This window comes from Paenibacillus sp. J2L1-98, assembly GCF_056269405.1.
In genome coordinates this window covers 109,866-132,097 of record NZ_JBWDNW010000005.1, presented here as the reverse complement: position 1 = coordinate 132,097, position 22,232 = coordinate 109,866, and the positions used below count along the sequence as shown (strand labels likewise).

Sequence of the window (22,232 nt, the reverse complement as noted above, 5' to 3'; positions counted from 1 at the left end):
GGGGTCACGCTCCCTTTCACTTGCCTAATATCGTTTTACTTATCGGTTCGTAAACTAATCTTATCCATTCGAGCGGACTTGATACTTTAACCCCCACATTTACGGCTATGCAAAGTACGATCCCGGCAAGCAGCAGGACAGAAAAAAACCAAAGCTCCTTCCACTTGCTCTTATTAATGAGGGTTGGACCTTCAATTGCAAATATGAGGAAACCGACTGCCAAAATTGCTGCCACTCGCCACATTTGAAGCTTACTCCTCCATTCTTTCGGTTAATGATTTTGTCGTTTTAAACATTTTTCTAATTTTGGCTTCCACCCGAACGTTCACCTTCATAGTTGAAAATACCTGATCCCAATCGCTTTTTGCCGATTCCCAGTAACGGGGATTCGCTCGTTCGACTTCCTCGCCGAATCCGAATATGTCCGTCTTGTATTTGGTTTGCATTGTTTGTATAACGGAAAGAATGGTATTGTTAATTTCGCTTTCGGTTATTTGCTCCAATTCAGATATTGTTGCCGCTTTTGTAAAGTCCAACTCGCACTGCGCATCGGTCAAGATGCCCTCTGTTTTTATTTGGAGATCGATAACAGGCTTACCATCCTCTATGCTCACCTTTTTTTTACTTTTAGTGCCAAGCAGCTCAACCACAATCTTCTTGTTATTATCTTTAGGACAAGATGCAAGTACGGCTGTGCTCTTTATCTTTCCTTGCGTATAATTGTAGCCCTTGCTTTCCTTCTCGTTTAACCAGCCCAGCAGCTTATCTTTCTTGAAAACAGCTAAACCGGTGTATTTCAATTGGGCAGGGGAGAAAATTTTTTCTACATTTTTTTTATCATTGCCAATTTGCTTATCTCCGCTTACAACAATACCCGTTAACACCGCCGATTTCCCTTTACTGACGAGGGTGGAAATCAACTCGTTAATTTTTACCGCTGCGGTTGCTCCCCATACCCTTGACGAGGTTTCAAGGGAAGCATTCATTTTGGAAGCAGGTGTTTTTTCTAAAGGCGAGTACACTTGGAGAATATCCTGCGCTTCGGCCCCCCGGGCGATCACGACATAAAAATCTTTACGGTACTCATGATCTCTTGAAATGTGGTCCAGCACCTTACTCATACCTTTTCTCGCAAATTCCTCCCCAAAAACAAGCATCTGCATTTGACCGACATATATTTTTCTGGTGCTGAGCGCTGTCATCCTCCGGGCGGCCTCCTGAAACCCGCGCCCGGTTTCTTGAAACATGGTGACTGGAGCAAAGGATGATCCTCCTGCGGCGCCCGAAATGGCTCCCGGATTAAGAATTTGATTGGACAGCAATATTTTATTTGCTCTTTGATCCACGCCAATGGCTACGGAAACGGCCAGATCATTCAACTCGCGCCGATTCCAGCAGCCGGCGACAAATGCCATGCAAATGACGGAAATAATTGTGAAGCACCATGCTCTCTTCATACTAATCCCTCCTCTTGGGCTCAGGATTTTGAGGCTGCGGACTGTTCTCCCGAATCAGATTTTGCCTGCTTATGCTTCGGGGGCGTGAAATCATATTCCGCCAATGAACGCGTATGGCCGCATCTTTTTTATCATCCGCGATGACGGGGGCGTAGGGGGACATGTAATAAACGCCGAAAGAACGCAAATGACACAGGTGCTGAACAATCAATATAATTCCGGCGATAATGCCGAACAATCCGAAGGAAGCAGCCAGCCCCATCATCCCGAACCTTAATATTCGAATGGGGATGCCCATATTGTAGGCCGGAATGATGAAGCTGGAGATCGCCGTGATCGAAACGACAATAACCATCGCCGCTGATACGAAGCCCGCTTGGACGGCCGCCTGACCGATAACGAGCGCCCCTACGATCGAGATCGACTGTCCGACTGCTCTCGGCAAGCGAACGCCCGCCTCGCGTAACAGCTCAAAGGTTACTTCCATTAAAAACGCTTCGACGAAAGCGGGAAACGGTATGCCTTCCCGCTGAGCGATTAAACTGATCAACAATCCCGGAGGCAGCAAGTCTTGATGATAAGTCGTAATGGCAATGTACATGGATGGAGCTAATAGCGCTATAATCAAAGCCGCATAACGAAGCAAGCGTATAAGCGTGGAAATGTCCGAGCGCTGGTAATAATCTTCTGCCGATTGGATAAACTGCGTGAATAATGCCGGTACCAAGAGAGTAAACGGCGTTCCATCGATAAGAATAGCGATTCGCCCTTCCAACAGTCCCGCAGCAATCACATCAGGCCTTTCGGTATTAGCAATCGTAGGGAAAATCGTAAATCCTTTATCCTGAATAAGTTCTTCGATATACCCGCTTTCCAATATCCCGTCAATTTGAATGCCTTCAATGCGCTCACGAACCTCTTTGATCACATTTTCCATTGCAATACCGTTAATGTACATGATCGAGACGTTTGTTTTCGTTACCCGGCCTACATGGAAATGCTCGAGCCACAGATTAGGATCTTTGATTTTTCGCCGTATGAGCGCAATATTGGTTGCAATATTTTCGGCGAATCCTTCCTTTGGGCCCCGAATAACGGTCTGGGAGGTCGGCTCTTGCACGCCGCGCTCCTCCCAGCCTTTCGATGCGATCAACAAACCGCGGTCGTTGCCCTGGCACAGAATAGCGGTGTCCCCGGATAAAATACCGTTTAGAAGCGTATCAGCGCTCGCTTCATCTTGAATCTCACCGACAGACAGCAGCTTGTTTTTGAAAAAATCCAACGGATTTGCCAGCGGGAACCTCTCTGCTTTTAAATGCCCTTCATCCTGATTGGACAAGAGGGGTTCCATTATAAACTGGTTAATGAATTTAACGTCCGCCAGGCCCGAGGCGTAAATAACAACCGCTTCGAGTATGTTTTCTCCCTCGAAACGCCATTCTCTTATAATAATATCCGGGCTGTTTCCGGTCGCTTCTTTGATCATTTCTATATTTTCACGTAAATTTGTTGTAAAGACGCGGGTGGCTTGCGAGCTTCTATTTGCCGATCCGTGTAAGGATTTGTTGAATGCCATGTGCGTAAACACTCCCTTGCATGCCCCTGCTTACCAGTATCCCTCGCGGAAATGATTTCATTCAGATCCAATAGCTGCTCTTTGTTCCTGTTTAAAAAACTGAAGCACCTCGCCCCACTTCCACTGCTCATAGTAGTTGGAGGCCGGTTCGATATGTCTAATCCATTCCACAGCATGACGGCCTTTAGCATCTGCAACGATGACATTCGCCGTCCTGTGGTCGTAGCGAATCCACGCCAGCTTGGAAACAAGAGAAATCGGATTATAGTCCCCGTTAGCGCCGGGCGGCTTTGTCAGTTTCGTTTGCTTCCCGCTGCTCAGCTCCACATCCGCCAAAAAGGGCTTCTGTTGCGAAGCCTGTTCGCTGCCCTGCTCTGATTCCGTCACTCTAGATACCGCAATATGCTCAAGCCCTTGCCAAGCAAAGCTTTGATCGGCATAACCTTTAGGGGTATAAGATGTGGATTTTTCAGTGGCTGCGGTTATCACCTTGAGCTGCTTATTGCGGCCCGCCTCGCGCCCAATGCCTGCAATGTACGCAAGCCTGTCGCCGGCATCCGCCCATTCGAACCATTGATCATTGTTGACCATTTCATCAATGGTTCTAAATACAACGCCATCTGTCGTAATAAGGCAAAGTGTATTGCTATCGGCAGATAATGAAGCGGTTGGCGTAGCCAGGAAAGCGATCCAACGCCCGTCGGCAGACCACTTGAATAGACTTGTGCCTACTGCGAAGAAATCGTCAGACGGTTTCGGCAGCACATGCACGGTGACGTATTTGCTTGGATCGTCTAACGCTTCGAGCGGGATTTGATATAGGCTTACCGGTGTCCAGCCGTCCGGCAGCATCTCCGATTGCGAGGAAGCAAAGAATCCCTTCCCATTCGGAAGCCATGAATAATTGCCGATTCCTTCGGCAGCGCCGAGCGGCTTGTCCGGCCTTTTCATCTCCACATATTGCAGCAGCTCAGCCGTTTGATAAGCCAGCATCTCTGCATTAGGCGCCCATTGAAAATTTCTCCCCCCTTGTGCGGATACGAGGCTGCTTTGGCCCGTGCGTACATTCAGCGCCCATAGCTCCTGCTCCACTTCGCCCTTCGTATACGCGATCCACTTTCCATCGAATGACCACTTAGGATTGCGAACAAACGGCCCGACAGCCAGCTTTTTCTCTTGCTCTCCGGTCTTTATCCAGAGGTCGCCGTTTCGCACAAAAGCGGCCGTGAGCGCGCTGTTCTCCTTCATAGACGCTGCGGGAGCTGCTCCGCACATCATTCCGACAAGAGCAAAAATGAAGACGATACACGTTTGTAAAACTTTCATAAGTTAGCCTCCTCCAAGGTTTCGCTATCATCTTGCTTATGATAGGCCAAACGGGCGAATACGATTCCTTTCTTGATCGCTCTGCTCATCATCGCTACCGCTAGAGCAATAGCGGCGCTGGCGCATCCCGCCCGCAAGCAGGCTCGCCCGTATAAACGGCAGCAAGGTGCTTACGTGGTTGGGTCGGTCGGTCGGTCGGTCGGTGGGTGGGCGTCCGTTCCTACGATATTTAATTGGATCATTAACCGATTACGTGCTAACCACACCTCATGCGATGCAGCAGTCTGGATAAATCCGGCGCTTTGGTGGACTCTCTATAATCCCATCCTGCATATAGAAGGAATTTCTCCAGTTGTATCACTTGCCGCTGCTTAAAACTTACATGGAAAATATCCCGTTAAAATAGCGCTCGATGGGGAAAATGAGGAGAATTGCTTTAATTAACATGAGTTTTTCCCGTTATGTTCAGCAGTAGCTGCCCAAACGGATAATTAGCTGGAGTTTTTCCTGTTATTGATAGAAAGCTCACAAGAAGCCCCCTGTCACCAGTGCCGCGGCAGAAATTGGACATAGCTAGAATAGACGAAATGGTCCGGCGGTCAACATACAGGAGCGCTTACAGCGACTTTATAGGAAAGGAGCAGTCAAAAACGACATTTTCTCGTTTTTAAATGCTCCTTATTGCTGCCGGTATGTTGCTCCGCTCTTCATGCAACAACCGTATTTATCTATCACGGCTTCGTAAAGGGTATTCCCCAGGAAATTGACGAGAGCGCGACGATTGACGGCGCTTCCGGCTTTAAGCTGTTCTTTCTCGTTATCTTCCCGCTGCTATAGTCAGTTAAGACGACGAAAATCATCATTTTTAGGTCGATGACCCTGGACAGCTCTTTCTTCGCTTATATCCATACATATTTTCCCACAAAAAAAGCATAATAAGAGAGGTATTTACAAACTGAATGAGGATCATAGGAGGATAAATCAATGGGTATTGACGTGATTTGCACGATCGGGCCAGCCAGCTCTTCCCCTGAGGTTGTACGGGAGTTGTTTCTTGGCGGCATGACGGTCGCCAGATTGAATCTGTCTCACGGCACTCATGAAAGTCATAGAGAAATCATACGCCATTTAAGGGAAGCCAGTAGTGAAATCGACATGCCGATCCGTATAATGGGCGATCTGCAGGGGCCAAAAATCCGGTTGGGCGAGGTTGAAGGAGATGGTGTTTTGCTCGAGGAGGGACAGCCGTTTGAACTATTGGTTACTCCCGTTACCGGCAACGGTCACAGAGCGAATATCGACTACCCTGACATTACGGGAGACATCGTTTCGGGGGCATTCATTCTTATCAATGATGGCGCAGTCAAGCTTGAGGTCACAGAGGTCAATTCCGAGCGGATAATAACCAAAGTGACAGTCGGCGGTCACATAAGCAGCAACAAAAGCGTCAATTTCCCCGGAACCAAGCTGAATATTCCCGCACTGACGAAAAAAGATCAAGAGGATCTCGCGTTCCTGCTCGAAGAAGGAATCGAGCTAATTGCTTGTTCATTCATCCGCCAAGCTGCCCATTTGGACCAAGTACGGGCCGTTTGCCGGTCTTTGTCCGAAACCATTCCCAAACTCGTGGCTAAAATCGAAACAGTGGAAGGCGTCAAAAATTTCCGTGATATTGCAGCCCTGTCTGACGGCATCATGATTGCAAGGGGCGATCTCGGGGTCGAGCTGCCGTTCGAGCAAATCCCTTTGATTCAAAAAGCGCTCCTCAAAGAATGCAGAGAATACGGCATCTACGTCATTACGGCTACTCAAATGCTTCAATCCATGATTAACGAGCCCGTGCCCACAAGAGCTGAAGTGACTGATATCTTCCAGGCGGTACAAGACGGTACGAGTGCGGTCATGCTGTCGGCCGAGAGCTCGGTGGGTAAGTATCCGATTCAGTCTGTTAAGGTACTGAAGTGCGTTTCCTTGTATGCCGAGGAGATCGCTCGCGGGCACTCCTATACCCTTGAAGACGTATACGCTCGCTTTCCTTTTAAAGAAATGTGACAAAAAAAGAAGCACTGTCATGAAGACATTTGCTTCTTTTTCTCCTCTTTATCTTTAACAGTTACTGTGTCTTTTTTCACTTCTTCAGGCTGATCAAATGGCACTCGATCTTCATCGTAGTATGGTATAATGTCCACCTCCCTTTCGCATCATTATATAAGAGGTTTTTTATCCCAGTGTTAATGCAATGTAATCCAAAAGTGAAATGTCACAAAGGCCTTCCCTTTACATAGATTGGAAGCTGAGCTTTACCTATGGAAAACGATCCCTCTGCTACTCGTTTCGATCTCCCAGTTAAGAATGTAATGCGTGGTAACACCTAGTATGACCAATTTAATGCCATTTTGCAGATTTGCAGGTGCTTCCCGGATTCCTCTCCTATACGCAGTTCTCGAATAGGCCATAAAAAACAGCCCGCAGCGGTGAGCGATCACCGTGTACGGGCTGTTCGGATGTGCATATTCAGCCAGCCTTCCTTTTTACCGAGATGCGGGCTCTATGTAAGCAGCACGACTATCATGCTCCATACAGCCATCGATTCCCCTCGCCTTCATTAAATGGGCCGTTCAATCGAAAACTGCTCCCCCAGCTTCGCGTAATCGCTGCCGGCCAGGCGGCTAACCGGCTTCAGTGTCTCGGCGCTAATGCGCCCGTTCTCGTACAACGCTTCATCCACGTGGAAGCGCACAACCCGGCCAATTAACAGGTCGCAGGCCGGCGACGCTTCTGAGCCGCCAAGCGGGAGCGCTTGCTCCAGCACGCATTCCATCCGAATTCTTGCCTCGGCTATGCCGGGCACGCTTACGAGATCACTCGCAACAGCTGTTAGCCCAGCCAGCTCCACCTCGCTCTCCTCAGGTGGCAAATTGGCCGCCGTCACATTAATCGCCTCGATGTAGCTCTCGTCCGAGATATGGACAACAAACTCGCCTGCGGCGGCGGCATTCCGGGCAGTGTCCTTCTGGACACCGCCCGGCTTGCGCTGCACCGATACCGCAACCATCGGCGGATTAGCAGTCACGATATTGAAGAAGCTGAAGGGCGCCGCGTTCAGCACCCCTTCGCTTGATTGCGTCGTAACGAAGGCGATTGGCCTTGGCACAATGCTGCCGATAAGCAGCTTATAATTGTCCTTCACGCTTTGACTGGCCGGATCAATGGATAGCATAGCGGGCACCTCTTTCACAGATATGTTTGCTTCAATTAGGCGTTGAAGGTTTCGTTATACCAAGCTGCTGCCGCAGCCACCTCTGAGCTTGTCAGCTGATGGCCAAACCGCTCCCAATGAACCTTAACGGACGCGCCTGCCGCTTGCAGCAGCTGTTCAAGCTCCTCGGTTTCCTGCGGCGTACAAAGCGGATCGTTCGAGCCTGCGCCGATGAAGCAAGGGACATCCGTAAGATCAGGAAGCTCTACGCCGCGGATCGGAACCATCGGGTGATGCAATATCGCGCCCCGCAGTGTGCCCTGATAATGGAACAGAAGGCTTCCCGCAATATTCGCTCCGTTGGAATAGCCGATTGCGACAAGATTGCCGCGGTCGAAGCCGTACTCGGCTGCGGCGCTATCGAGAAAGTCATTCAGCTCCTTCGTACGGAACACCAAATCCTCGAGGTCGAATATGCCCTCGGCCAGCCGCCGGAAATAACGCGGCATGCCGTTCTCCAGCACATTTCCTCTAACGCTGAGTACGGACGAGGCTGGCGATATCAGGTCGGCAAGCGGGAGTAAATCCCGCTCGGTGCCTCCCGTTCCATGCAAGAGCAGCAGTACTGGCGCATCTTGATCCGTTCCTTGTTTGAAAATATGCTTCATCATATGTCCTCCTCCAATACCCTTACATCAAATGGCGATAATAATTGCTCGATTTGCGTGCGATGGGCCTCATACCATTCAGGAAGCATCAGCTTCTCGCCAAGACGTTCCGGCTCTTCATCGCGTGCAAAGCCCGGTGGATCGGTCGCAATCTCGAACAGTATGCCGCCTGTTTCACGGAAGTAGATCGCGTTAAAATATTGTCTGTCTACGATCGGCGTAGGCTGGAAGCCATTGCTCTCGACATGGCTTCTCCACAGCGCATGCTCCGCGTCGTCTTTCGCCCGCCATGCAATATGGTGAACGGTACCGGAGCCGCCATGACCCGGTTCCATGCTGTCAACATTGACGTCAATCAGGTTGCCCAAATCCCCCGTCGCTTGAAAACGAGCGTAGGCGCCTTCCTGGCCGACTTTCTCCAGCCCCATCACATTCACGAGAAGCTCCGCGGTTTGGGCAGGGGCTGTGCTGTATAGAATCGCGCCCCCGAATCCTTTGATCGCTTTGCTCGCCGGAACTCCGCCGAACGCCCATTTGCTTTCCGCTCCCTGCTCACGTGCTACGATTTCGAGCAGCAAGCCGTCCGGATCTGCGAATTGCAGGTACTGCTCGCCAAACCTCGACGTTTGCGTGAAAGCCACATTTAGCTTAGCCAGCCGCTCTCTCCAGAAATCGAATGCATCAGCGGGAACAACATAGGTCGTGTAGCCGACCTGCCCTCCGCCAACTTTGCCTTTGCGCGAATTTTCCCATGGGAAGAACGTAATGATCGTTCCCGGGCTTCCGATTTCGTTGCCGAAGTACAGATGGTACACCTCAGGGGCGTCAAAGTTAATCGTCTTTTTAATTAAGCGCAGGCCAAGCACGCCTGCATAAAAATCTGCCGTAATCTGTGGATTTCTAACGAAAGCAGTAATATGATGAATCCCAGCCGTTTGTGTTGTCATTTGGAATACACTCCCTATTTTATATTAGTTTCGAAAGTCATGTAACTGACAATATCATATATTAACGGATCAACGCATCAATCGAAAATTGTCCGGCACCTGTTAAAGCGATACCTATAGCAATGGCCGCAAGGACGAGATTATATTCATAACCGTTAGCAGTCGCCCACAATCCGTTTTGACCGTGCACCTTCATGATAGCAACCAGCATCGTCATCACGATCAAAGCTGCGGCAAGCGGAGTAAGCAGCCCTGCTGCGAATAATAACCCTCCAACAAACTCCATCAATCCGGCAACGATGGCCATTGCTACCCCCGGCTTAACGCCGATCGACTCCAACCAGCCGCCCGTTCCTTTTGGACCATATCCACCAAACCAACCGAACAGTTTCTGTGCGCCATGCCCTACGAACAACAAACCTACAACCAGACGAACGACCAACAATCCCAATGCGATACTCATTTTAAATTCCTCCATTTTTGTTTTTAGTTTTTTATTATAAATTCAAGAATCTTTAATTTAAGATATAAGGCAAACGTAAACGGCAAATGCCATCCTATTGAAAGCTAAATCCCGTTTTGCTGTAAAAGACATGCAGCTGCTTCTTATCAGGTGCAACCCGGCTACTTGTAGTGCTCCTGCGCAAACTTTCCCAGCTTCTTGAGCAGCTTGCTCGCCAGCTGCTTTTCTTCCAGCGAAAGACCGCTCACCGCATGCTCTATTGTTTCCTGATGGGCTGGAAACACTTCCTCCACGAACTGTTTGCCTTGATCGGTCAGCTCGGCGTAGATAAGACGTCTATCCTCAGTCGAGGCTCTGCGGCGTACCGCTTGCTTCTTCTCCAGCTTATCTACTACATACGTAATGTTCCCGCTGCTCATCAGCACCTTCTCGCCAATTTGCTGCAAGGGCTGCGGTCCTCTATGGTACAACAGCTCAAGCACCCCAAATTCCGTCCGGTTCAAGCCATTGTTACGAATATCGCGATCCGCGTGGGCGTTCACCCATTGGCTCGCTCTGTTCAGCGCGATGAAAAGATCTAATGAATCATTTGATTTACGGTTTATCATGATTATCACTCCCTTCTGCGCTGCATTTATCTTTAATTTAATTATCTTGAATTAAAGATAATATATTTTGAAGCAGCTGTCAATACTTTTTCAAAAAATGATTTTGCATAAGTGATCGCTGCTGCCAAATTGCAATTCCGGCTCCAACCAGGTTCCTATATGATAGACCGTACTTACATGCCGATTCCTTCGTTTCATTACTTTATTATGGCCCTCTTCTGTAACAACTATTTACTTCATTGCTGCTTATACATTCGCCAAGATACTTCCATCGATCAGAACAGCAGCACATCTGGTTGCAAAAGAGCCCGCTTTCCGCCAAAATCATCCTATAAAGGAGAAGGAGGGAGGCGTGACGATGCTGCACATTGTAAACGGAGATTCGGTTGGAACGAAGCTGAAGAAGAACGGTACTCCAGGGGACGTTCTCGTTTGGAGAGAAATTTATACGGTGGGCCCCGTATTTACACAGCCGGAGCTGCCTGCAAACCGGACAGCAAGAGGACAATATTTGGAGCAGGCACTAGGCATACCGCAGCAGGAATGGCGCAATTCCTCGGAGGCGCAGGAAAACCGGCTGGCGGGCTTTCGGCAATATGACGATATCGTGCTTTGGTTCGAGCATGATCTGTTCGACCAAACGATGCTGTGCTGCTTGCTGCATTGGTTTGCAGGGCGTGCACTTGGCAGCACTAAGCTGCATCTGTTAAGCCTCAACCAATATCCCGGCATTCCGATATTTCATGGCCTCGGTCAGCTGACCGCGGAGCAGCTGTTTGGCCTGACCGGCACATGGCAAGAAATAACGGCCGAACAGCTCCTTTTAGGCAAAAAAGCATGGGAAGCATTTACGTCCAAGACTCCCGAAGCGATCGCTGAGCTGCTTCAAGAGGATACTTCCGCGCTTCCTTTCCTGCATGATGCATTCCAGCTCCACTTGGAACGGTTTCCATCCGTTCAGAACGGCCTTGGCATTGTAGAGCAAACAACGGTCGAGCTGCTCTTGAGCGGCGCCGATACCCCCTTGCGGCTCTTTCAGCAGGCGGGCGACCGCCTGCATGGGCTCGGCATGGGCGACATCCAGTATTGGTTATGTCTGCGTCGTCTCTCGGAAGGCCCGCATCCGCTCCTTTCAATTGAGGGCAGCGTTAAGATTCCAGGATTGAATGACTCGCCCGAAGCTTTCTTGCAAGTAAAAGTAAGTCTGACAGAGCTTGGTGAAAAAGTTGCGGGCAATCATGCCGATTGGACAACGCTCAGCGGCAGCGATGCATGGTATGGCGGCGTACGGCTCGAAGGCAGCAGCCCGCCGTGGCGCTGGGATGCCAGCCGCTCAGCAATCGTCCGCTTCTAAGCATCATACAAGAACAGCCTGCCGATTACCTCTGGCAGGCTGTTCCCGTAATGCCTATTGCCTACCTCCACCATACTGAGGCAGGATACGCGGCTGCTCGAATGAAGACAGTCTCGCCTATTTTCGGAGTGGAGATCATGGCGTTCCGTTCCTTGGCGGCCTTCACGGCGCGCTCCACCGGATCCGTCCAATCATGCAGCGCCAGCGTAAATGTGCCCCAGTGTATCGGAATCATGACCTTCCCCCGTACGTCCAAATGGGCTTGTACCGTTTCTTCAGGCATCATATGAATCGCGGCCCAGCGCTCATCGTATTGACCGCATTCCATTAATGTAAGATCAAACGGACCGTATTTGTCGCCGATTTCTTTAAAGTGAGGGCCATACCCGCTGTCGCCGCTAAAAAAGATTTTTGCTGCCCGCCCGTGTATGACCCAAGAGCACCATAGCGTAGCATCGCGGTCCGTAAGGCTTCTTCCGGAAAAATGTCTCGCAGGCGTGCATGCCAGCTGCAGCCCCTGATAGGAAAACTCCTCCCACCAATCATGCTCTTCGATTTTTGCCGGATCAATTCCCCATTTCACCAAATGAGGCGCAACGCCCAGCGGTACGAAAAACTGTTTCACCTTGTCCTTCAGCTTCACGATCGAACCGTAATCCAGATGATCGTAATGATCATGGGAAATGAGCACGGCATCGACCGCCGGTAGCTGCTCGATCTCGATCGGAAGCTTGTCGCTGAACCGTTTTCCGCCGATGAGCGGAAATGGAGATGGCGCCCTGCCGAACATCGGATCGAGCAGCAAGGTTTTTCCGTCCAGCTGAAGCATTGCAGCGGAATGGCCAAACCATGTGAGCTTGGGCTGCTGCTCCTGTCCAAAATAAACCTTGCTCAGCGGCTCGATCACCACTGGCTTACCCGGTCTCCCCTGCGGGTTGCCTTTCATGAACTGGACGAGCAGCTTAAGCTTCTCGCCTGTCGTTGTTTCCATAACCGTAGGTATCAGGTTAACAAACTTGCTTTTGGCATAATGCCTCGACCGGCTTAACTGCTCCCGTCTTTCCTTAGACGGGCTAGCACCAAAGGCAGGGTAATATTGCAGCACCAAATACACGGCGATAACGATGGCAGCGATGACACTAATGAATATAAGCATTCCCTCTAACCTCTTCCCTTGTAGCTTTGGTATATAAAAAAACCGCTATTGAAGTATACGTTACTACTTCAACAGCGGTTGTATCAAATTTACGTAAGGCAAGACTAAGCTCGTCTTACTCCGCGCATAATTGCGCTTAACAGCAGCACTACCACGATAGCTCCAACAATCGCTGGAATAAGGGCAAACCCGCCCATTGAAGGCCCCCACGAGCCAAGAATGAGCGTACCCAGCCATGCCCCGATGAAGCCGGCTATAATGTTGCCGATAATACCGCCCGGCACGTCGCGTCCTGCAATCAAGCCGCCTAACCATCCAATTATCCCGCCAACGATCAATGTCCATAAGAGACCCAAAGTTATCTACCCCTTTCCATAGTTCGATATAGCTAGGATTAACCTCTTCTGCACACTTTGAAACAAAGCAGTAAGGTGTAATTTGTGGAAAAGAAACTTGAGTCTTCGTACAGACCTTAATGCTTGGCAAGGCGATGGCGATTAATCAGCCGGTAGTATCACCTCGAACGTCGAACCGCCATGCAGCTTGCTGTCTACCCGAATTTCGCCGCGATGAAGCTCGACAATTTTCTTCACAATCGACAGGCCAAGCCCGCTTCCATCGGCCGTCCGCGTACGCTGCTTGTCGCCCTTGTAGAAGCGCTCGAACATCCGCAGCTGGTCCTCCTGCGAAATGCCGATGCCGGTATCCGAGACGAGCACCTTGATTTCATGTTCTGCGCGATGGAGCACGACCTTCACGCTGCCATAGGCAGGCGTAAATTTGATTGCATTATGAATGAGGTTTACCCAAACCTGGCTTAGCATCTCTTCATTGGCCACGATCTCCGTTTCCGCAAGCGCAAGTTCGAGCTCCAGCTCCTTCTCCAGCCACTGCGGCTCGCAGGCCAGCACAATGCTCTCCAGCTGCGTATCAAGGCGGTAACGCTTCGGATCAAGCTGCTGCTGCTCGGATTCAAGCGTTGTCAGCTTGAGCAGATTGTCGCTGATTTTGGACAGCCGCGTCGTTTCCTTCTCAATAATCGATAAATAATGCTTCTGCTCATCAGGGCTAAGATCCTCGCGCTGCAGCGTGCTCGCAAATCCGCGAATCGAGGTCAGCGGAGATTGAATTTCATGCGATACGTTAGAAATAAACTCCTGGCGCAGCAGCTCTACCTGCTTCAGCTCGTGGGCCATATCATTAATCGATTGGATGAATTCTCCGATTTGGCCGTGATACTTCTTGTCGCGGTCGACCATCACATTAAAGTCGCCTTTCGCCATCCGCTTTAGCGCATCCATCATTTCGATCCAAACCGCCTTCTGCTTCGGACGAGTAAGCAAATTTACGACAGCAACCATAATAAATAGAAATAAAATGCCCAGTCCCCAGTTGACCAGCTGCACAGCGAAATCAGGCCATTGTACCTCATGCCTCGCATAAAACCATTTCGACAGCCAATACGCCAGTGAGAAGGTCCCGCCGCTAAACGCGAACAGCATTGCCGTTGCTCCTGCGACGCGCAGCGCAACCTCTATTTTCGACAGACGGCGCTTCACCTTGCCGCCTCCAGCCGATAGCCAAGCCCGCGAATCGTACTGATCTTGATTGAAACATTCCAGGCGACGAAGCGCTCCCGCAACCGGTTAATATGCACGTCGAGCGTCCGTTCGTTGCCGTCAAAATCATAGCCCCAAATCGCTTCGATCAGCTGATTCCGCGTCAGCGTGCGTCCAAGGCGGCTGACCAGCATGAACAGCAGCTCAAACTCCTTCGGGGGAAGCGTGGTGTAATCTGCATGGACCTTCACTTCATACGTTTGGCGATCCAGCATCAGCTCCGCTACGGACACTTGCTGGGACACCGCGATCCGATACCGTTTCAGCAGCGCCTTGACCCGGACGGTCAGCTCCGCAGGATCAAACGGCTTCACTAGGTAATCGTCCGTTCCAAGGTTGAAGCCGCGTACCTTATCGCCCATTTCCCCTTTGGCGGTCAGCATGAGCAGCGGGATATCATACTGCTTCCGCAGCTCGCGGCACAGCTCCCAGCCGTCCATGTTCGGCATCATAATGTCCAAAATAACCATGTCCGCCGGCAAGGCTTCCATCTGAGCAAGCGCCGATTGCCCGTCCGGAGCCTCCTGTACGCTAAGCCCCTCCTTTTGCAAAATAACGCGGATTAGCTCCCGAATATGCGGATCATCATCCACTACCAGCATATAGCCCATCTCTACACCCTCTTCTCCCGCTTACGAAGCCGTTTTGTTCATGCGAAGCTGCCCATTTGCGAATTCGCGGTACATCGCATGACTGGCATACAGCTGCTCATGCGTTCCGACGCCCGTAATGACGCCCTTCTCCAAAAATACGATCGAATCGGCATCCACGACCGTCGACAACCGGTGCGCAATCACGACCGTTGTCCGGCCGACCATCAAATTTTTCAGCGCGTCCTGCACGACCTCCTCCGACTTGCTGTCCAGGTTGGACGTCGCTTCATCGAGCATCAGAATATGCGGGTCACGCAGCAGCGCCCTCGCAATGGCAATCCGCTGCCGCTGACCGCCGGAGAGCTTAATGCCGCGTTCTCCAACCTCCGTTGCATAGCCGTCCGGCAAAGCCTCGATAAACCCATCTGCATAAGCCATTCGTGCAGCCTGCTCGATTTCCTGCTGCGTAACTTCGCGGTTCAGGCCGTAGCACAAATTATCTTTAATCGTTCCCGCTATAATCGGGCTTTCCTGAGAAACATAGCCGATCTGACTCCTCCATGAGCGCAGCGAAGCATCCCGGATGTCCGTGCCTCCAAGCCGGATGGCGCCGGAAGTCGGGTCATAGAACCGCTCCAGCAGCGAGAAAAGCGTCGTTTTGCCGCTGCCGCTCGGGCCGACAAGCGCCGTTACTTTTCCGGCTTCGATCGTAAGGCTCACATCCCGCAGGATCGGCTCTTCCGGCTTATAAGCGAAGGATACATGCTCCACCTTAAGCGTTTGATTCATTTCGGTAACCGCTTTGCCGGAAACCTGGTCTTCCTCTTCCGCTTCCAGAATGCCAATGATGCTTTCGGTCGCTCCCATTGCCTTCTGAAATTGCGTGAAAAACTGCGAAATTTGCGTAATAGGCAGCATAATCTGGAACAAATACATGATGAATGCGACTAATTCGCCTGCGGTCATGGCACCTGAAGATACCTGCACACCGCCAAAGCCGATCAGGCAAACGAGCAGCAATAAAATAATAAACGAGACGATCGGTGATATTAGCGCCTGCATGCGGGCTTCCTTCAAGCCGAAGCCAAACAAATTTTGAATGCCGGTACGTCCCTGTTCGAATTCGACGGGCTCGGAGCCCGAGGCCTTCACCAAACGAATTTCAGATACAACGCGGTTGATGACTGAAGTAAAACGGGCGTTTTCCTCCTGCGTTGACTTGGAGATGCTGTACATTTTGCGGCCGATCGGCACCATAATTAACGCGGCAACCGGGAATACAGTAAGCATGATCAGCGTCATTTGCCAGTTCATATAGAACAAGATCGACAATGCGCCGATTATGGATAAAATACCTGTGAAAAAACCGGTCACATGCTCGGTAATGAGACCTTTCAGCAGCGCCGTGTCGTTCGTCAGACGGCTAATCGTATCGCCGGACGATTTGTTGTCATAATACGGAACCGGCAGGCGCAGCAGCTTGCTCCACAGCCGCTCGCGAATGGACGATACGATTTTATTGCCGCTGTAATGCAGCAAGTAGACCGAGACGCCGCCTGACACAACTTGAGCAATAAAAGCAGCCGCCATCCCAGCGATTTGAGCCGTGCTTAATGAGCCGAGCGAAAATCCGTTAACCATATTTTTCGTAAATAACGGGATCGTAAGTCCAACCAGCGTCGTAATAACGCTCAGAATAACCGCCACGGAAAGCAGCGCCTTCGGAGGGTTCGTCTCCATAATGAGTCCTACAAACCGCTTCACCTTACTTTTTTTATCGTTCATCGGTCTTCACTCCTGCCTCTCTATTCTCTCCACCGCGCTTCCTACTTTACATTGCCTGTTTAAACGGAATTTAAACGATGATGCCGTAATGGAGAAGATTAGTCTCTTCTTGCTATACGCAGATAAATGAAGCGCGGCTCAAGAAAGAAAGGAGCTGTTTCCACCCTCGGGCGGCACAGCTCCTTTTGCTTGGAAAATTGAAAAAAGCCCTCCATGTCGAAGGGCCTCCTCTCTATACTCGTTTTGTTGCATATAACCGATCCTATATCTTTTTAACAAATTCAGATTTTAATTTCATAGCTCCAAAGCTGTCAATTTTGCAATCAATATCATGGTCTCCGTCAACCAAACGTATATTTTTTACTTTTGTTCCAATTTTGATGACCGATGAGCTTCCCTTTACTTTCAAGTCTTTGATTACTGTTACAGAATCACCATCATTTAAAACATTTCCGTTTGCATCTTTAATAATCTTTTTGTCTTCGCTATTTCCGGAATCTGATTCTAAATTCCATTCATGAGCGCACTCCGGGCAGACAAAAAGGCTTCCATCTTCGTAAGTGTATTCGGAATTGCACGATGGGCAATTTGGTAAATTAGACATGTTTCATGCCCTCCATTCGTTATTTTGGCTTTATGATGTTTTTACTTTTGAACACACCAGGTTGTCATGCAGCGCTTGCCCGCTACGATGACGGTTTTGAGCGGCTCGAATAATTGGCCCTTCAGCCGCGCAGTCATACTCAAAAGACGCTCATCATTCACGAGAAAACGTCTGCTTCCATCAGGAAGCAGATATCGCTCATTGCCAAGCGGCTGGATACTGGACTCCATTCCAGTGGAAGACGCCAATCGTGCGAATAGCCGCCCGCCGGGCTTCAGCACGCGCCAAAGCTCATCAACCATTTGGTCAAAATGCTCCTCGTGTTCCGCGAAATGCAGCACCGCGCTGCTGATGATAAAGTCAAAGCTTTTATCCGCAAAGCTCAATTGCTCGACAGCCTCTACGCGCGCCCGGGTGGCAGACCAGACAGGCGCAATGGTTGAAGCAAGCTTCTGCACCTCCTGAATGGCTGCGTCTGAGCGGTCGACCGCATATACCTCATAGCCGCTGCGAAGCAAATAGGTTATATTCCGCCCTGAGCCGCAGCCTGCGTCAAGGATGCGCATCTCCTTTGTGACCCGTCCTTTCAGCAGCTGGTCAAATAAATAAATATCGATGTCGCCAAATTGCTCCCTCAGTTCATTTATCAACAAGCCGCTCTCCTTTCCGCAAAATCATACTTTATTGCCGCATCGCCCCGGACAGAGATAACACACAACCATATCCACACCCCAGTTGGAATATGTGTATAAACCACCCCTAATACCCGATACTTTGGCATCATTTTTGAGCTTTGCGGCGAAAAAAGATATCCACATGGGGATAACTAATTTTCTTTGCCGAATAGCCGTCAGCCGGAGTCCGGTTCCGCCTTGACGCTTCAGCCCGGCAGCTGTTTCATCGGATCGGCTGCCTGCTTAAGACTTCTTCCCTCTGCGGACTTTAAGCTGCTTGCCCTTAACCGTCGTATTTTTCATAATCTCCAGCACGAGCGGCCCTTTACCGTTCAAAATTTCCACATCTGTAACGTGATCCAGTATGGTAATGATGCCGATATCATCCGCGGATACACCTTCTATTTTGGCGATCGTTCCTACAAAATCGACCGCTCTCAGCTTCTTCTTCTTGCCGCCGTTGAAATTAAGCTTCATGATCTGCTTATTTAACTGCTCGCGCTTATCTTTTTTGAGTACGGGCCCGACATTAATTTTCTGCTCAAAATCCTCCCGGCGAAGATCAACCGCTTCTTCCGAGGGAGCTGCCGCTTTAGGAATGCCGAAGCCGATGTATTCCTCAATTTCGGCTAACCGTCTGTTGTCCTTCGGAGCTGCAAACGTGATCGCTTTTCCTGTATGGCCTGCTCGTCCCGTTCTGCCCGTGCGATGGACGTAGCTTTCCTTATCGAGCGGAATATCGAAGTTGATGACATGCGTAATATTCGTAATATCGATACCTCTCGCCGCTACATCCGTCGCAATCAAGTAGCGGAACTGCCCACGGCGGAACGCGTTCATCACTTCAAACCGCTCAGCCTGCTCCATCCCGCCGTGAATGCGGTCGCATGGATATTCGAGTTCTGCCATCTGGCGGAACACCTCATCCACGTTCTCCTGCGTCCGGCAAAATATAATGCAGCTATCGGGGCTTTCGACGATCATCACGTCTTGAAGCAGAGCAAACTTATCCGCTTCCTTCACTTCTATAACCGAGTGCTCGATCGTAGCCGTCGTTAACCCCGCAGCCTTAATCTCAACATGAACGGGTTCGTTCATATACTGACGCGACAGCTTTGCCACATCCTCAGGGAACGTAGCCGAGAACAGCATCGTCACTCTGCCTTTCGGAAGCTGCTGAATGATCGCCGTCACTTGTTCGATAAAACCCATATTCAGCATTTCATCGGCTTCATCGATCACCAAATATTTCATTCGCTCCAAAGCGAGCGTTCCCCGTTCAATATGGTCGTGAACGCGTCCGGGAGTCCCGACAACGATATGCGTTCTTTGCTTCAGCTCAGCCTTCTGGATATGGAATGGGGCTTTCCCATATACAGCCATCGCTTTGATCCGCTTGAACCGTCCAATATTGGTGATGTCCTCGTTTACTTGAAGCGCGAGCTCCCTTGTCGGCGTTAAAACGAGCACCTGCGGCTTATTTTCATTCCAATCGACCAGTTCGCATAACGGAATGCCGTAGGCTGCCGTCTTGCCGCTGCCGGTTTGTGATTTAACGACAAGATCCTTCTGCTGAAGCGCCACTGGGATAACCTCGCGCTGAACCTCGGTTGGTGTTTCGTACGACAAGCTTTCCAATGCCCGAACGATTTCAGTACTTAAAGAAAAATCCGCAAACTTTATTTCACTCATCTATTTACCTCTTCTGCATGTTATTCGTTCTTTCATTCGTATCCTTAAGAATAGCATATTAACTTATCTTTGCATGCATAAACCTTGAATGCTTAGCTTGTTGAGCTCGTTGCGGTACTACAAAAAGTGAGTACTAGTTGGCATTGGAATAGGTCATTATAATAAAGATATACCAACAAGAAAGGCATGTGAGTGCAATGCTTAGGTTAAACGTAACGCGTGTCGGCTTCCTAATGGGCGTATCCCTGCTGCTTGCTTCCATCATCTACTTCTTCGCTGCCAATTGGGGCGGCCTCGGCCGCGCCGACAAAATTCTCGCCTCTGCAGGCATCATGGTTCTGTTCTATGGCGCAGCTTTTATTTTCTCCAAAGCGAAAATCATGCTCGGCCATCACTCCTTTCTGTCTGCAATCTTTCTGGTCGGGGGCTGCATTTCGTTCGGTGCGGCCGTTGCGCTGCTGAACCAGATCTATAACTCGCATGCCGACACTTATGAGCTATTCCTCGTATGGTCGATTCCGGCGCTGCTGCTGGCTTTTATTACCCGCTTTAATCCGTTCTACTTACTTACTTATGCGCTCGTTCATTTGACCTTATGGCAGTATTTTTTCCCTTCTTCCCTTTATATCGTTCACAGCGACAGCGAAATTTTGTTGATCGGCTGCTTGTTTGCCCTAATCAATCTCATCCTGTTCGTGCTGATCGAGACAAAGCGGCTCACATCGACTCCGCTGAAGCTCGTTAGCTTTATAATTTTTCATATTTCCCTGCTCGTCTTAACGAATTCCACCCAGTACGAACTGTATGGCGCGTGGATGAACATTCCCTGCGCAGCTGCTATTGCGTTTGGCTTCTACTACTTCAGCCGAGTGCGTCTGGATAAAACGATGCTTACGCTTAACGCGCTTGCCGCGTCCGCCTTCGCCGTATTCAAATTTTTGGAGCTGATGTCCGAGCATGCTTCCACCACATTTTTTATTTTCGGACTCGTCTTTGTCGCTTTATTGTTGACCGGAAACGTCTTTTTCTTCCGTTACCTGAACAAGCTCGGCCATCCGGCCGCAGATGCCGGGGAGCAGGCTGCCGAGGCGCAAGCAGAAGCCCATAAGAGCGCCCTTGCAGGCAAAATCGTCTCCACTATCGTAACCGTCATCGGTGTCCTGATTGGCAGCATCTCGTTGGTAGGCTTGGTGTCCATGGCATCCGATGCGATAGAGCCGCAGTACACGCTGTTTGTCGTCTCCCTGCTGTTCATTCTTCCCGTTCTATGGCTGCGCCGCATCAATGCCGTTATTCGTTATACGGTGCTTACGATCGGATACGCGGCTGGAATGATCGCTATCGGATGGATAGACATGGCCAGCTTATCCTTGCTTTTCTTGGCCGTGACGATTGCCGGCTGGTTCAGCTTCCATGGACGGATACAGCATCTCTTCATTTATTCGCTGATCAATATCAATATCGCGATTATTCTGTTCCAGCTGTTCGAATCAGTCCAGCATGCCCCTTCCTTCATCGTGTTTATTCTAACGATGCTGAATGCGCTCATTTATGCAAGCCACCATCTGCTGCGCGAAGGTGCAATCAGGCAGCATGTGCGGGAATGCGGTCTGTTCTATACACTGCTCTTTCTGTTCTGGCTCACATTCATGGATGATATTTTCCCGTATTCGTACGAGCTGTTCAATGTTGTGAATTTCATTGTCGTGACTGTCTTAACCTTCCTGTTTGTTCGACGCAACCAAGTGCTGGAGACCTCTGTGAGCTTTGTGTTCTGGTTCCTGTTTCTGGCGTACAAATATTACGATTTGTTCTGGACGCTGCTGCACAAGTCGATTACGCTCGCTCTGCTCGGCGTTATCGCGATAGCGTTTACTTATATTTTCGCCTACCGGACGCGTGCCAGCGTGCCCGAAGACACGGATGCGTACAGCCGGTTGCTGCACAAAAGCCCGGTCTTGATCATCATCGTCATTATTCTGCAGCTTGGCTATGTCGGCTACCATGCCGCAGCCAGCGAATCCTTGCTCTCGAAAGGCACTCAGGTTAAGCTTGCGATCGAGCCGCTTGATCCCAGATCTCTTCTGCAGGGCGATTATGTGAGAATCAATTACAGCATCTCGACGCCTCCAGCTAGCGTGGCCAAGGAATTAGAGTCGCGCCGCAGCCTCAGCCGGATCAAGATCGTGCTTCGCCAGGGAGATGACGGAGTTTATGTATTTGACCGCTTGTATAAAAGCGGGGAAGCGCTAAAGGAGAAGGAGATCATCATTAATGGTTCATTAAGCGGTTGGCAAAGCATCTACTACGGCATTGAAACGTATTTTGTTCCCGAGGGTACCGGTACCGAAACCGAACAAAATGCCCGCTTTGCCTATGTGAAGGTGGGTGCGACAGGCGATGCGCTGCTTGAGAAATTAAGCAAGGAGTAGCGCTGAGCCCCATGGCCGGTTTGAGAAAAAAAATAGCAGGACGTATGCCGCAAACCATGCTGCATACGTCCTGCTATTT

21 protein-coding genes and 1 pseudogene are annotated in these 22,232 nt (G+C 50.1%); 5 read left to right on the top strand and 17 right to left on the bottom strand.

Annotation, left to right across the window (positions count from 1 at the left end; translation table 11 throughout):
* Positions 1-16: 16 nt before the first annotated feature.
* From AC0YNZ_RS12545 to AC0YNZ_RS12530, 4 genes are read right to left on the bottom strand one after another with little or no spacing between them, the layout of a single operon-like run.
* The gene (locus AC0YNZ_RS12545; RefSeq protein ID WP_475826916.1) at positions 17-244 is read right to left on the bottom strand and encodes a hypothetical protein; all 228 of its coding nucleotides are present in this window, start codon (positions 242-244) and stop codon (positions 17-19) included.
* A gap of 7 nt (positions 245-251) precedes the next feature.
* On the bottom strand, positions 252-1,457 hold the full coding sequence (locus AC0YNZ_RS12540; protein WP_475826915.1) for a Ger(x)C family spore germination protein: 1,206 nt from the start codon (positions 1,455-1,457) through the stop codon (positions 252-254).
* 1 nt (position 1,458) lies between these two features.
* Positions 1,459-3,033: a spore germination protein gene (locus AC0YNZ_RS12535; protein WP_475826914.1), complete on the bottom strand. Its 1,575-nt coding sequence runs from the start codon at positions 3,031-3,033 to the stop codon at positions 1,459-1,461.
* 57 nt (positions 3,034-3,090) lie between these two features.
* Entirely contained in the window at positions 3,091-4,359 is a 1,269-nt protein-coding gene (locus tag AC0YNZ_RS12530; RefSeq protein ID WP_475826913.1) for a hypothetical protein, read from the bottom strand.
* A 72-nt stretch (positions 4,360-4,431) separates the two neighbouring features.
* Here AC0YNZ_RS12530 and AC0YNZ_RS12525 point away from each other — a divergent pair, with 72 nt between their 5' ends.
* From AC0YNZ_RS12525 to pyk, 3 genes and pseudogenes are all read left to right on the top strand, one after another.
* Positions 4,432-4,734: a hypothetical protein gene (locus AC0YNZ_RS12525; RefSeq protein ID WP_475826912.1), complete on the top strand. Its 303-nt coding sequence runs from the start codon at positions 4,432-4,434 to the stop codon at positions 4,732-4,734.
* A 345-nt stretch (positions 4,735-5,079) separates the two neighbouring features.
* A pseudogene (locus AC0YNZ_RS12520) lies at positions 5,080-5,193 on the top strand (carbohydrate ABC transporter permease); the annotation flags it as partial.
* Between the two features lie 150 nt (positions 5,194-5,343).
* Positions 5,344-6,411, top strand: coding sequence for a pyruvate kinase (gene pyk / locus AC0YNZ_RS12515; protein ID WP_475826911.1), 1,068 nt, complete (start codon positions 5,344-5,346; stop codon positions 6,409-6,411).
* Between the two features lie 553 nt (positions 6,412-6,964).
* Here the strand turns inward: pyk and AC0YNZ_RS12510 are convergent.
* The 5 genes from AC0YNZ_RS12510 to AC0YNZ_RS12490 form a co-directional block, all read right to left on the bottom strand.
* Positions 6,965-7,579, bottom strand: coding sequence for a flavin reductase family protein (locus AC0YNZ_RS12510; RefSeq protein ID WP_475826910.1), 615 nt, complete (start codon positions 7,577-7,579; stop codon positions 6,965-6,967).
* A 35-nt stretch (positions 7,580-7,614) separates the two neighbouring features.
* Positions 7,615-8,226, bottom strand: a complete 612-nt coding sequence (locus tag AC0YNZ_RS12505) for an alpha/beta hydrolase (RefSeq protein ID WP_475827101.1) — start codon at positions 8,224-8,226, stop codon at positions 7,615-7,617.
* On the bottom strand, positions 8,226-9,173 hold the full coding sequence (locus AC0YNZ_RS12500; RefSeq protein ID WP_475826909.1) for a ring-cleaving dioxygenase: 948 nt from the start codon (positions 9,171-9,173) through the stop codon (positions 8,226-8,228). Before AC0YNZ_RS12500 ends, AC0YNZ_RS12505 begins: the two co-directional genes overlap by 1 nt.
* Before the next feature lie 61 nt (positions 9,174-9,234).
* Positions 9,235-9,636 carry a DoxX family protein gene (locus tag AC0YNZ_RS12495; RefSeq protein ID WP_475826908.1) on the bottom strand — a complete coding sequence of 134 codons (402 nt, stop codon included), beginning with the start codon at positions 9,634-9,636 and terminating at the stop codon, positions 9,235-9,237.
* Between the two features lie 161 nt (positions 9,637-9,797).
* Positions 9,798-10,244, bottom strand: coding sequence for a MarR family winged helix-turn-helix transcriptional regulator (locus AC0YNZ_RS12490; protein WP_475826907.1), 447 nt, complete (start codon positions 10,242-10,244; stop codon positions 9,798-9,800).
* Between the two features lie 358 nt (positions 10,245-10,602).
* Between AC0YNZ_RS12490 and AC0YNZ_RS12485 the strand changes: the two genes are divergently transcribed.
* Complete coding sequence (locus AC0YNZ_RS12485; protein ID WP_475826906.1) at positions 10,603-11,598, top strand: DUF1835 domain-containing protein; 996 nt, start codon at positions 10,603-10,605, stop codon at positions 11,596-11,598.
* A 61-nt stretch (positions 11,599-11,659) separates the two neighbouring features.
* Here the strand turns inward: AC0YNZ_RS12485 and AC0YNZ_RS12480 are convergent, their stop codons facing one another.
* The 8 genes from AC0YNZ_RS12480 to AC0YNZ_RS12445 all read right to left on the bottom strand — a co-directional run bounded on the left by AC0YNZ_RS12480 (position 11,660) and on the right by AC0YNZ_RS12445 (position 19,721).
* Positions 11,660-12,589 carry an MBL fold metallo-hydrolase gene (locus tag AC0YNZ_RS12480; RefSeq protein WP_475827100.1) on the bottom strand — a complete coding sequence of 310 codons (930 nt, stop codon included), beginning with the start codon at positions 12,587-12,589 and terminating at the stop codon, positions 11,660-11,662.
* A 269-nt stretch (positions 12,590-12,858) separates the two neighbouring features.
* Complete coding sequence (locus tag AC0YNZ_RS12475) at positions 12,859-13,110, bottom strand: GlsB/YeaQ/YmgE family stress response membrane protein (protein WP_475826905.1); 252 nt, start codon at positions 13,108-13,110, stop codon at positions 12,859-12,861.
* Between the two features lie 141 nt (positions 13,111-13,251).
* Entirely contained in the window at positions 13,252-14,313 is a 1,062-nt protein-coding gene (locus tag AC0YNZ_RS12470) for a HAMP domain-containing sensor histidine kinase (protein WP_475826904.1), read from the bottom strand.
* On the bottom strand, positions 14,310-14,984 hold the full coding sequence (locus AC0YNZ_RS12465) for a response regulator transcription factor (RefSeq protein WP_475826903.1): 675 nt from the start codon (positions 14,982-14,984) through the stop codon (positions 14,310-14,312). Before AC0YNZ_RS12465 ends, AC0YNZ_RS12470 begins: the two co-directional genes overlap by 4 nt.
* Positions 14,985-15,005: 21 nt before the next feature.
* Entirely contained in the window at positions 15,006-16,751 is a 1,746-nt protein-coding gene (locus AC0YNZ_RS12460) for an ABC transporter ATP-binding protein (protein WP_475826902.1), read from the bottom strand.
* 262 nt (positions 16,752-17,013) lie between these two features.
* Entirely contained in the window at positions 17,014-17,355 is a 342-nt protein-coding gene (locus AC0YNZ_RS12455) for a zinc ribbon domain-containing protein YjdM (protein ID WP_475826901.1), read from the bottom strand.
* Positions 17,356-17,396: 41 nt separating this feature from the next.
* On the bottom strand, positions 17,397-18,005 hold the full coding sequence (locus tag AC0YNZ_RS12450) for a class I SAM-dependent methyltransferase (RefSeq protein WP_475826900.1): 609 nt from the start codon (positions 18,003-18,005) through the stop codon (positions 17,397-17,399).
* Between the two features lie 267 nt (positions 18,006-18,272).
* Positions 18,273-19,721, bottom strand: coding sequence for a DEAD/DEAH box helicase (locus AC0YNZ_RS12445; protein ID WP_475826899.1), 1,449 nt, complete (start codon positions 19,719-19,721; stop codon positions 18,273-18,275).
* A 197-nt stretch (positions 19,722-19,918) separates the two neighbouring features.
* Here AC0YNZ_RS12445 and AC0YNZ_RS12440 point away from each other — a divergent pair, with 197 nt between their 5' ends.
* Positions 19,919-22,153, top strand: coding sequence for a GDYXXLXY domain-containing protein (locus tag AC0YNZ_RS12440; RefSeq protein ID WP_475826898.1), 2,235 nt, complete (start codon positions 19,919-19,921; stop codon positions 22,151-22,153).
* Positions 22,154-22,232: the final 79 nt, after the last annotated feature.

Excerpts from the sequence above, each read along its gene's own strand:
- AC0YNZ_RS12545 (WP_475826916.1), bottom strand. The coding sequence starts at position 244 with ATGTGGCGAGTGGCAGCAATTTTGGCAGTCGGTTTCCTCATATTTGCA.
- AC0YNZ_RS12540 (WP_475826915.1), bottom strand. The coding sequence starts at position 1,457 with ATGAAGAGAGCATGGTGCTTCACAATTATTTCCGTCATTTGCATGGCA.
- AC0YNZ_RS12535 (WP_475826914.1), bottom strand. The coding sequence starts at position 3,033 with ATGGCATTCAACAAATCCTTACACGGATCGGCAAATAGAAGCTCGCAA.
- AC0YNZ_RS12530 (WP_475826913.1), bottom strand. The coding sequence starts at position 4,359 with ATGAAAGTTTTACAAACGTGTATCGTCTTCATTTTTGCTCTTGTCGGA.
- pyk (WP_475826911.1), top strand. The coding sequence starts at position 5,344 with ATGGGTATTGACGTGATTTGCACGATCGGGCCAGCCAGCTCTTCCCCT.
- AC0YNZ_RS12510 (WP_475826910.1), bottom strand. The coding sequence starts at position 7,579 with ATGCTATCCATTGATCCGGCCAGTCAAAGCGTGAAGGACAATTATAAG.
- AC0YNZ_RS12505 (WP_475827101.1), bottom strand. The coding sequence starts at position 8,226 with ATGAAGCATATTTTCAAACAAGGAACGGATCAAGATGCGCCAGTACTG.
- AC0YNZ_RS12500 (WP_475826909.1), bottom strand. The coding sequence starts at position 9,173 with ATGACAACACAAACGGCTGGGATTCATCATATTACTGCTTTCGTTAGA.
- AC0YNZ_RS12495 (WP_475826908.1), bottom strand. The coding sequence starts at position 9,636 with ATGAGTATCGCATTGGGATTGTTGGTCGTTCGTCTGGTTGTAGGTTTG.
- AC0YNZ_RS12490 (WP_475826907.1), bottom strand. The coding sequence starts at position 10,244 with ATGATAAACCGTAAATCAAATGATTCATTAGATCTTTTCATCGCGCTG.
- AC0YNZ_RS12485 (WP_475826906.1), top strand. The coding sequence starts at position 10,603 with ATGCTGCACATTGTAAACGGAGATTCGGTTGGAACGAAGCTGAAGAAG.
- AC0YNZ_RS12480 (WP_475827100.1), bottom strand. The coding sequence starts at position 12,589 with ATGGAAACAACGACAGGCGAGAAGCTTAAGCTGCTCGTCCAGTTCATG.
- AC0YNZ_RS12465 (WP_475826903.1), bottom strand. The coding sequence starts at position 14,984 with ATGGGCTATATGCTGGTAGTGGATGATGATCCGCATATTCGGGAGCTA.
- AC0YNZ_RS12460 (WP_475826902.1), bottom strand. The coding sequence starts at position 16,751 with ATGAACGATAAAAAAAGTAAGGTGAAGCGGTTTGTAGGACTCATTATG.
- AC0YNZ_RS12455 (WP_475826901.1), bottom strand. The coding sequence starts at position 17,355 with ATGTCTAATTTACCAAATTGCCCATCGTGCAATTCCGAATACACTTAC.
- AC0YNZ_RS12445 (WP_475826899.1), bottom strand. The coding sequence starts at position 19,721 with ATGAGTGAAATAAAGTTTGCGGATTTTTCTTTAAGTACTGAAATCGTT.
- AC0YNZ_RS12440 (WP_475826898.1), top strand. The coding sequence starts at position 19,919 with ATGCTTAGGTTAAACGTAACGCGTGTCGGCTTCCTAATGGGCGTATCC.